Source organism: Acidovorax sp., assembly GCF_022763525.1.
Classification (GTDB): Bacteria; Pseudomonadota; Gammaproteobacteria; order Burkholderiales; family Burkholderiaceae_C; genus Acidovorax.
In genome coordinates this window covers 1-9,666 of sequence record NZ_JALEGG010000236.1, presented here as the reverse complement: position 1 = coordinate 9,666, position 9,666 = coordinate 1, and the positions used below count along the sequence as shown (strand labels likewise).

The 9,666-nt window shown below is 57.9% G+C and carries 9 protein-coding genes; all 9 read left to right on the top strand.

Annotated features, from left to right (window positions below):
* Positions 1–718 (top strand): PQQ-binding-like beta-propeller repeat protein (locus MRY84_RS18005; RefSeq protein ID WP_291507073.1); only part of this gene is annotated, 718 nt, incomplete at its 5' end.
* A gap of 13 nt (positions 719–731) precedes the next feature.
* Positions 732–2,075 (top strand): ribosome biogenesis GTPase Der, encoded by a 1,344-nt coding sequence (gene der / locus MRY84_RS18000; protein ID WP_291507072.1) that lies wholly within the window; start codon positions 732–734, stop codon positions 2,073–2,075.
* A gap of 107 nt (positions 2,076–2,182) precedes the next feature.
* Positions 2,183–2,437, top strand: coding sequence for an RNA chaperone Hfq (gene hfq, locus MRY84_RS17995; protein WP_291507071.1), 255 nt, complete (start codon positions 2,183–2,185; stop codon positions 2,435–2,437).
* A 70-nt stretch (positions 2,438–2,507) separates the two neighbouring features.
* A complete protein-coding gene (hflX, locus tag MRY84_RS17990; RefSeq protein ID WP_291507070.1) occupies positions 2,508–3,680 on the top strand; it encodes a GTPase HflX in 1,173 nt (390 codons plus the stop codon).
* Between the two features lie 54 nt (positions 3,681–3,734).
* Complete coding sequence (gene hflK, locus MRY84_RS17985; protein WP_291507069.1) at positions 3,735–5,105, top strand: FtsH protease activity modulator HflK; 1,371 nt, start codon at positions 3,735–3,737, stop codon at positions 5,103–5,105.
* 8 nt (positions 5,106–5,113) lie between these two features.
* Positions 5,114–6,019, top strand: a complete 906-nt coding sequence (hflC, locus tag MRY84_RS17980) for a protease modulator HflC (RefSeq protein WP_291507068.1) — start codon at positions 5,114–5,116, stop codon at positions 6,017–6,019.
* Between the two features lie 292 nt (positions 6,020–6,311).
* Positions 6,312–7,475, top strand: coding sequence for an ATP phosphoribosyltransferase regulatory subunit (locus tag MRY84_RS17975; protein ID WP_291507067.1), 1,164 nt, complete (start codon positions 6,312–6,314; stop codon positions 7,473–7,475).
* 12 nt (positions 7,476–7,487) lie between these two features.
* Entirely contained in the window at positions 7,488–8,864 is a 1,377-nt protein-coding gene (locus MRY84_RS17970; RefSeq protein WP_291507066.1) for an adenylosuccinate synthase, read from the top strand.
* Between the two features lie 56 nt (positions 8,865–8,920).
* Positions 8,921–9,445 (top strand): phosphoribosyltransferase, encoded by a 525-nt coding sequence (locus MRY84_RS17965; protein ID WP_291507065.1) that lies wholly within the window; start codon positions 8,921–8,923, stop codon positions 9,443–9,445.
* The last annotated feature ends 221 nt before the right edge of the window (positions 9,446–9,666 follow it).

Sequence of the window (9,666 nt, the reverse complement as noted above, 5' to 3'; positions counted from 1 at the left end):
GCCCCTGGTGGCTGGAGGGCGTGTGTTTGTTCTCTCGGCAGATCGTTCCATAGCTGCGTATGACGCTGCGACGGGTCGAAAAATCTGGAGTCAGCAGCGCACGGGAGAGCCGCTGGTGTTGCGTCAGGCCGGTGTGCTTTTGGCGGTGGGCGATACCCTGGTTGTTGGTTTCTCAGGTCGTGTCGTTGGGCTGAATCCGGACAATGGAAGCGTTCGCTGGGAGGCTCCTTTGGCGAGTTCGCGTGGAACCAATGATGTGGAGCGCCTTGTCGAACTGGTGGGGCGTACCAGCCGGGTCGGAGATTCCGTCTGCGCGCGTGCGTTTCAAGCCGCCGTGGGTTGTGTCAACGCCGCGAGGGGCGCGGTCACGTGGTCACAGCCTGCCAGTGGGGCTGAAGGGGTGCACGGCGACGGCGATGCGGTGTTCGGCGCCGAAAGCAATGGCACCGTGATCGCGTGGAATCGCAAGGACGGTACGCGGCTGTGGGCAACGGACAGGCTCAAACATCGCAAGCTCACGGCACCCTTGTTGCTGGGGCGTTCCGTCGTGGTGGGAGATGACACCGGCTTGGTCCACCTGCTGTCCCGCGCAGATGGCTCCCCGCTCAACCGTATCACTACGGATGGCTCCGGTATCGCTGCCGCGCCTGTCGTGGCGGCCGACACATTGGTAGTGGTAACCCGCAACGGCGGCATCTATGGGTACCGACCAGATTGATGGATTTGATTGAATGAAGCCAGTTATCGCCCTCGTGGGGCGCCCGAATGTCGGCAAATCCACGCTCTTCAACCGCCTGACCAAGTCGCGCGATGCCATCGTTGCCGATTTTGCGGGGCTCACGCGTGACCGGCATTACGGTAATGGCAAGCAGGGCAGGTACGAATACATCGTCATCGATACTGGCGGATTCGAGCCTGATGCGTCGAGCGGCATTTACAAAGAGATGGCCAAGCAAACGCAACAGGCTGTGGCCGAGGCGGACGTCGTCATTTTCGTGGTGGATGCTCGAGCGGGGGTCTCAGCGCAGGATCATGACATCGCAAACTATCTGCGTCGCTTGGGCAAGCCTTGCGTGCTGGTGGCCAACAAAGCGGAAGGGATGTTGGAGGGAGTGCAACTTGCAGAGTTCTACGAACTGGGACTCGGCGAGATCCATCCGATATCGGCTGCGCACGGTCAAGGCATCCGGAGCTTGGTTGGCATTGCCCTGGACCCGTTGCAGCTGACCGAGCAGGACGAAGCCGATGCGGGCTCTGATAAAGGCCTCATCAAGTTGGCTGTGGCCGGGCGACCGAATGTCGGCAAGTCAACGTTGATCAACACGTGGCTGGGTGAGGAGCGGCTGGTGGCGTTTGACATGCCCGGTACCACCCGGGATGCCATTTCGGTGCCCTTTGAGCGCAACGGTCAGCGCTTTGAACTGGTCGACACGGCCGGATTGCGGCGAAAAGGCAAGGTTTTTGAGGCCATCGAGAAATTCTCCGTGGTCAAGACGTTGCAAGCCATCGAATCGGCCAATGTGGTGCTTTTGTTGCTCGACGCGACCCAGGGTGTGACGGACCAGGATGCGCATATCGCTGGCTACATCCTGGAAAGCGGCCGTGCGGTTGTCGTTGCGGTCAACAAGTGGGATGCGGTGGATGACTATCAACGCCAATTGCTGGAACGCTCCATCGAAACTCGGCTCGCGTTTTTGAAGTTCGCTTCGCTGCATTTCATTTCGGCCAAGAACCGCCAGGGCCTTGGGCCCCTGTGGGCGTCCATTGTGCAGGCACACAAAGCGGCAACCTGCAAGATGTCTACGCCCGTATTGACCCGTCTGTTGCTGGAGGCAGTGCAGTTCCAGAGCCCCAAACGCGCCGGCATGTTTCGCCCCAAGATGCGATACGCGCACCAGGGAGGAATGAACCCGCCGGTCATCGTGATCCATGGGAACTCGTTGGAGCACGTGACGGATGCTTACAAGCGGTTTTTGGAGGGGCGCTTCCGAAAGGAGTTTGATCTGGTGGGCACACCTTTACGGATCGAAATGAAAACCTCGCACAACCCCTTCGTGGAAAAGGGTGACGACTGACCCAAAGGGCTCTGGCTTGGCAGGGCCATGTGCCATGTTGTGAGGGGTGCCTCGCTGCTGTGGTAAGGTGCCGGTTTACAACAACATTTCTGAACACGGAGAATATCGTGAGCAATAAAGGCCAGCTTTTGCAAGACCCCTTCCTCAACGCCTTGCGCCGGGAGCATGTTCCTGTTTCCATCTACCTGGTGAACGGCATCAAGCTGCAGGGGCAGATTGAGTCGTTCGATCAGTACGTGGTGCTGTTGCGAAACACGGTGACACAGATGGTCTATAAACACGCGATCTCCACCATTGTCCCAGGTCGCGCGGTTAATTTTTCCACTTCCGACGCCCCTGATGCCGAGAGCAACAACGCTTGAGTTGTTGTTTCTGGAGTATTCCCCGTTACCCTGCGCCTTTGGCCTGCGTGAGCAAGTGGTCTCGCACTAGATGACATCCTCGTCGGTAGAAGGCACCAGGGTGCTGCTGGTCGGAGTGGATTTCGGACTTCCTAACTTTGACGGGGATCTGGAAGAGCTGGGATTGCTCGCCCAAACCGCAGGCATGAATCCTGTTGCTCGCTTGACCTGTAAACGCAAGGCGCCTGATGCTGCGCTGTTCGTCGGCAGTGGAAAAGCGGATGAAATCCGCACGATGGCGCAGATGCATGGGGCGGCTGAGGTCCTGTTTGATCAGTCATTGAGCCCTGCGCAGCAGCGGAACTTGGAGCGCCATCTGGAACTCCCCGTCAATGATCGCACGCTCCTCATTTTGGAAATTTTTGCCCAGCGTGCCCGCAGCCACGAGGGGAAGCTGCAGGTGGAGCTCGCCAGGCTCCAGTATCTGAGCACACGCCTTGTCCGCCGCTGGTCGCACCTGGAGCGCCAGACTGGTGGGATTGGCGCGCGCGGTGGGCCAGGTGAGAAACAGATCGAACTGGACCGTCGGATGATCAGTGACGCGGTCAAACGCACACGCGAACGCTTGGTGAAGGTCAAGCGGCAGCGGTCTACGCAGAGAAGGCAGCGCGAGCGGCGCGACACGTTCAACATTTCATTGGTGGGTTACACCAATGCGGGAAAATCCACGCTGTTTAATGCCTTGGTGAAAGCCCGGGCTTATGCCGCTGATCAGTTGTTCGCTACGCTGGACACCACCACTCGCCAGCTCTATCTGGGGGACGCTGGTCGGTCTGTATCCTTATCCGATACTGTGGGCTTTATTCGGGATCTGCCTCATGGGTTGGTGGATGCTTTCGAGGCAACGCTGCAAGAGGCTGTGGATGCCGACTTGCTGCTTCACGTCATTGACGCTTCCAATCCCGGATTTCCAGAGCAGATGGGTCAGGTCCAGAGGGTGCTGCAGGAAATCGGAGCTGCGGATATACCTCAGATACTGGTGTTCAACAAGCTCGATGCCTTGGAGGCTGAGCAGCGCCCGTTGCAATTGGAAGATCAGTATGAAATGAATGGTCAACCATTGCCTCGCCTTTTTGTGAGCGCCCGCTCCGGAGAGGGCTTGGATTCTCTTCGCCGAGTCCTCTCGGCCAGGGTAATGGCCGCTCAAGCTCAAGAATGCAAGACCCCTGATGGTTCCATTGAATTGCCAGGCGCGGCAACCTGATTCGGCACAATGCCAGCCTTACCAACGCCCTCCAGAGAACTAGAGACTTTGCGCATGAATTTCCAGAATCGCAGCCTACGCTGGGCTACGCTGCCCCAACGTATTCGGGGCATGTTCAATCTCAATGATCCCCGTTGGGGACGTGGCGAAGACGGCAAGTCCGAAGAAGGGGGGCGACCGGAAGAGCGCCCGTCTCTTCCGCAGTCGGGTCAGCGCGGGGGCGACCAACGACCCGGCAATGGGCAGCCACCGGATCTGGATGAACTGTGGCGCGACCTTAACAGGAAGCTCGGAGGCTTGTTTGGACCAAAGAACGGTGGCGGTCGAGGTCCTGGCAATGGTGGCCCTGGCGGCGGTTTTCAGCCCGATATGAAAAACGCAGGCGTGGGGATTGGCCTGATTGCCGGCATCATCTTTGTTATTTGGATGGGGACTGGGTTTTTCATTGTCCAGGAAGGTCAGCAGGCAGTCATCACTCAGTTCGGCAAATACAAGAGTACCGTAGGTGCTGGTTTCAACTGGCGGTTGCCATACCCCATTGAACGACATGAACTGGTTTTTGTGACACAAATCCGTTCTGCTGACGTGGGGCGCGACAGCATCATCAAGAGCACGGGCCTTCGTGAGTCTGCAATGCTTACCGAAGATGAGAATATTGTCGAGATCAAGTTTGCAGTTCAGTATCGCTTGAGTGATGCGCGTGCTTGGCTTTTTGAAAGTAAAAATCCCTCGGAGGCCGTAGTTCAGGCGGCTGAGACCGCCGTGCGAGAGGTGGTGGGGAAAATGCGCATGGATACCGCGCTGGCAGAAGAGCGAGATCAAATCGCGCCGCGAGTTCGCACGCTGATGCAAGCGATTCTTGATCGCTACAAGGTGGGCGTTGAGGTTGTGGGCATCAACCTTCAGCAAGGCGGGGTGCGACCTCCGGAGCAAGTGCAAGCGTCTTTCGACGACGTGCTCAAGGCCGGCCAAGAGCGGGAGCGGGCCAAGAATGAGGCTCAAGCGTATGCCAATGATGTCATTCCCCGTGCCGTGGGCTCGGCCTCCCGTCTGAACGAAGAAGCGGCTGCCTACAAAGCACGTATCGTGGCCCAGGCGCAGGGGGATGCGCAGCGCTTCTCCGCAATTCTTGCCGAGTACCAAAAATCTCCCCAGGTCACGCGGGATCGGATGTATTTGGAAGCAATGCAGCAGATTTACGGAAATGTGACCAAAGTATTGGTCGAATCGCGCCAAGGCTCGAATTTGCTGTATTTGCCGTTGGACAGAATCATGCAAAGTGTTGCGGCTGGCGGTACTGCCCTGGAAGGAGCGTCCACCGGCTCAGCGGCAACGCCGGCGGCGCCTGTAACGCCCTCCTCAACTTTTTCGAATGACCCTCGAGCACGTGATAGCAACCGCACACGTGATCGCGAATCCCGCTAGGAGCTCCCGTGAATAGAGTTGGATTTATTGCGTCGACCCTTCTGGTGGTGCTGGCGCTTCTGAGCTCCATGCTCTTTGTCGTCGACCAGCGTCAATTTGGCGTCCTTTATGCCTTGGGGCAGATCAAGGAAGTGATTACCGAACCGGGGTTGAACTTTAAATTGCCGCCGCCTTTTCAGAACGTTTCGTACATCGACAAACGCCTCTTGACGCTGGATAGCAGTGACACAGAGCCTATGCTGACGGCGGAGAAGCAGCGTGTTGTCATTGACTGGTACGTGCGTTGGCGAATCTCCGAGCCGACAGAGTACATCCGCAACGTCGGGCTGGATGAAAGCGCTGGGGCAATGCAGCTTAACCGTGTGGTGCGCAACGCCTTCCAGGAGGAAATTAACAAGCGGACCGTCAAGGAGCTGTTGTCGTTGAAGCGCGAGGCGCTGATGGCGGATGTGAAGCGCGAGGTTCTTGAAGCGGTTCGGGGTGCCAAACCGTGGGGAGTCGATGTGGTGGATGTGCGCATCACGCGTGTGGACTATGTAGAGGCCATTACCGAGTCGGTGTATCGGCGCATGGAGGCAGAGCGCAAGCGGGTGGCCAACGAACTTCGTTCGACCGGTGCGGCAGAAGGGGAGAAGATTCGCGCTGATGCTGATCGGCAGCGGGAGATTGCCATCGCCAACGCATACCGTGACGCGCAGAAGGTCAAGGGTGAAGGTGATGCGGAAGCCGCGCGCATCTATGCAGAAGCATTCGGTCGCGATCCTCAGTTTGCGCAGTTCTACCGGAGCTTGGAGGCCTATAAGGCGAGCTTCAACAAGAAGAGTGATGTCATGGTATTGGACCCCTCATCCTCCGAGTTTTTCAAGACCTTTCGGGGGAATGGTTCAACTGCTCCTGCTCAGCCCCGCAAGTAATTCTCTGCGCCGCCTGCAACAGCATCGCAGAGTGTCACGCCGCCTAGTTGGCGGCAGCTCGGAACGTCGCGGCAAAGGATGGGTGGGCTTTCTTAGTCTTTAGCGGGCCATCTGCATTGACCCGCAGGTTGGTCGTGCGAACCCCTGCTTGACTGGTGCATTCTTCGCCCTGTCAGGTGCCTTTTTGACCTTCTGCCTTCATAGCTCCAGCAACAACTCAGCCGCGCGTGGATTGTCTAGGGATTCCGCGCTCCCGGTAGAATCGCGGTTTTAACAGCCTTCCCTTTTCTCCATGTCTGCTTGGGTCCTGCCGGATCACATTGCCGATGTCTTGCCGTCCGAAGCGCGGCACATCGAAGAATTGCGTCGCGGGCTGCTAGATACAGCCCGTTGTTATGGCTACGAGTTGGTCATGCCTCCGTTGCTCGAGCACCTGGAGTCTCTGCTGACAGGTACCGGGGAAGCCCTCGATCTGCAGACCTTCAAGTTGGTAGACCAGTTGTCGGGACGATCCATGGGGCTGCGGGCGGACACAACTCCCCAAGTAGCCCGGATTGACGCTCATCTGCTCAATCGCAAAGGTGTGACCCGCCTTTGCTATTGTGGCCCCGTGCTGCACACCCGGCCGGATCGTCCTCATGCTACGCGTGAGCCCCTTCAGTTCGGCGCCGAGATTTATGGGCACGCCGGCCTCGAGGCTGACCTGGAAGCGTTGCTGCTGGCACAAGAGTGCTTGCGCATTGCAAACGTTGGCGATCTCACGATAGATCTCGCGGATGTGCGCATCGTGCGGGGGCTTCTTGCGGGGTTGACGCTGAGCGCTCCGATGCTCAATGGTATTCATGCCGCCTTGGCCGCTAAGGATGCTGGCGAGTTGGCATCGCTATCTCGTGAATTCCCCAGGGAGTCGCGTGAGGGCCTGCAGGCGCTGTTGCAGCTGTATGGAGATGCGTCAGTGCTGGAGGAGGCTAAAAGTGCCTTCCGGAGCTTCCCCGATCTACACAGCGTGCTTTCAAGTTTGAAGTGGATCGCAGCCCATCTTGAGGGTGCCAAGGTGACCTTTGACTTGGCAGACTTGCGTGGTTATGCCTACTACAGCGGCGCGCGCTTTGCGATTTATTCCTTGGGCGCAAGTGATGCGCTGGTGCGAGGCGGGCGGTACGACGAGGTCGGTGCGGTGTTTGGTCGCAACCGTCCTGCAGCGGGCTTCAGTTTGGATGTCAAGCAGGTGGTTGGTGCCGCTCCTCCGCGGGCCCTGAAGGCAGCTATTCGGGCGCCTTGGGGGGGGTCCGGCGATGTGAATGCAGCGATTGCCCAGCTTCGTCAAGCCGGCGAGACCGTTGTGTGTGTTTTGCCGGGGCATGAGAGCGAAGTGGATGAATTCCACTGCGATCGAGAACTAGTGCAGATTGCGGGCCGCTGGGTCGTGCAGGCTGTTTCAGCAATTGAAAATTGAATTGGGTTTGAGATGAAAGCAACCAAAGGTCGCAACGTGGTAGTGGTAGGAACCCAGTGGGGTGATGAGGGCAAAGGCAAGCTTGTTGACTGGTTGACAGAGAGTGCGCAAGGCGTGGTGCGCTTCCAAGGAGGCCACAATGCTGGCCACACGCTGGTGATCAACGGAGTGAAAACCGCTTTGCATCTGATTCCCAGCGGAATTATGCGCCCAGGGGTGAAGTGCTACATCGGCAACGGAGTGGTGCTGTCGGCGGCCAAGCTGTTTGAAGAAATTGAAGGTCTCGAGAAGGCCGGTGTTGAGGTGCGTTCGCGTCTGCGTATTAGCGAGGCATGTCCGCTTATTCTTCCCTTCCATGCGGCGTTGGATGTGGCCCGAGAGGCGGCCAGGGAAGAAGGGGGGGCAGAGAAGATCGGCACGACGGGGCGAGGCATTGGCCCCGCGTACGAAGACAAGATTGCTCGGCGCGCGCTGCGGGTGCAGGATTTGAAGTACCCGGAACGCTTCGCGGCGAAGTTGCGTGACCTGCTCGAATTGCACAACCACGTTCTTACCACCTACCTGCGTTCCGGTTCGTTTGCCTTTGGTGCGATGCTCCAACCGTATCTCCAGAATGGCGAGGTCCAGTTTGACGCTGTATATGCTGAAGCGATGCGGCATGCTGAGTTGCTCAAACCCATGATGGCCGATGTGTCCCGTGAGCTGAATGACGCTCATCGTGCAGGCGCCAATCTTCTTTTTGAAGGCGCCCAGGGTACGCTATTGGATGTGGACCACGGTACTTACCCCTACGTGACGTCCAGTAACTGCGTGGCTGGAAACGCTGCGGCAGGGTCTGGAGTCGGCCCGGGGATGTTGCACTACATTCTTGGCATTACCAAGGCGTACTGCACGCGCGTTGGCGGCGGTCCATTCCCGACGGAGTTGGACTGGGAAGTTCCAGGTACGCCTGGCTATCACATGAGTACCGTTGGCGCTGAAAAAGGTGTCACCACCGGGCGTAGCCGCAGGTGTGGATGGTTTGATGCTGCGTTGCTCAAGCGCAGCGCACAAGTGAACGGTCTGTCGGGTTTGTGCATTACCAAGCTCGACGTGCTGGATGGCTTGGAAGAGTTGCTTCTTTGCACAGGTTACGAGCTTGATGGGGAGCGCATCGATTTGCTCCCCATGGGGGCAGACGACATTGCGCGCTGCACCCCGATCTATGAGTCGCTGCCGGGCTGGGCTGAATCCACCGTGGGGGTTACGGAGTATGCCAAGCTACCCGAGAGCGCCCGCCGTTATCTGGAGCGTATCGAACAAGTCACCGGCGTGCCCATCGACATGATCTCCACCAGCCCCGATAGGGACCACACCATCATGATGCGCCATCCCTATGGCGCCGATTGACGTGACAATCTCTACAACATCTTCGTACATTTCGCTATTCATCCAGGGACCATCGCATGTTGACTGAAGACGGCCAGCACCTTTACGTCAGCTATGACGAGTACCACAGCCTTATCGAGAAGCTAGCTCTCAGGGTGTACCAGTCGGGATGGGAGTTCGATACGATTCTGTGTCTAGCCAGGGGAGGGTTGCGGCCTGGGGACATCCTGAGCCGAATTTTCGACAAGCCCCTTGCCATCATGTCTACCAGTTCCTATCGCGCCGAAGCGGGTACGGTTCAGGGGCACCTGGACATCGCCCGGTTTATCACAACCCCCAAGGGTGAGATTGCTGGCAGAGTATTGCTGGTTGATGATCTTGCTGACTCCGGTCACACATTGCATGCAGTGATCAACATGCTGAAGACGAACTATGCCCCGATCACCGAGCTGCGCAGTGCGGTGATCTGGACGAAAGGTCTGTCGACCTTTACGCCAGACTATTCTGTCGAATTCTTGCCCACCAACCCCTGGATCCACCAGCCGTTTGAGGGCTACGACAGCCTAAGTCCTGAGAAGCTTCTGGAGAAGTGGAGGGTCTGATCGGGGGGGGGGGCTTGGAGAGGCCATCCCCCGAAGCTTGCGCAATTGTCAGGGTTGCTCCTCTGTTGGAATGGGGAAATTTTCTATCCAGCTCTCGTTCAGCTTTCAAAACAGTGCTATAGTTGAGGGCTTCGCTGCTCAGAGGCGCATCCCCGTAGGGGTTAGCTGCTGAAGGGCTGGATTGGTGGTGTTGGGTGCGATGTGCCTGGGGCTGCGGATCT